This window comes from Bradyrhizobium algeriense, from assembly GCF_003062295.1.
Taxonomy (GTDB): Bacteria; Pseudomonadota; Alphaproteobacteria; order Rhizobiales; family Xanthobacteraceae; genus Bradyrhizobium; species Bradyrhizobium algeriense.
Genome location: NZ_PYCN01000252.1, coordinates 1 through 465 on the forward strand (window position 1 = coordinate 1; position 465 = coordinate 465).

Annotated in this window: 1 protein-coding gene; it reads right to left on the reverse strand. The window is 61.5% G+C overall.

The window, feature by feature from the left end:
- A partial coding sequence (locus tag C7G61_RS43380; protein ID WP_145963868.1) for a transposase occupies positions 1–465 on the reverse strand: 465 nt, incomplete at both ends.

Consider the following 465-nt stretch of genomic DNA (forward strand, 5'->3'; position numbering starts at 1 on the left):
GCGGCTCCGCGTCAGCCCGCATCCAGGTTCCGCCGCTCCACCAATGCTGCGGGATGGATAATCTCCAGCTCAGGGCCTTCTGGAGCCAGTCCTTCAGCCCACGATAAGCCGTGTCGGCCCACATCAACTCAATGGCCGGAAACAGATTCTGCAGACCCTCCAGCAGGAGTTCGGCTCCGGCGCGGTCATGGAGGTCGGCGGGATGCACCTTGTTCTTCAGCAGATTGCCTTGTGTATCAACCAGAAGATGGCGCTTGCGGCCGTTGATCTTCTTGCCGCCATCGTATCCACGCGGTCCGCCCATCTCAGAGGTTTTCACTGATTGGCTGTCGATGATCGCCGCACTCGGCTGCGGATTGCGGCCGGTCTGACAGCGATAGCTCTCGCGCAGAACCTGGGTCACGTGTTCCCAGGTGCCATCCTCGCGCCACTGGGCATAGTGGTAGAAGACGGCACCACGCGAGG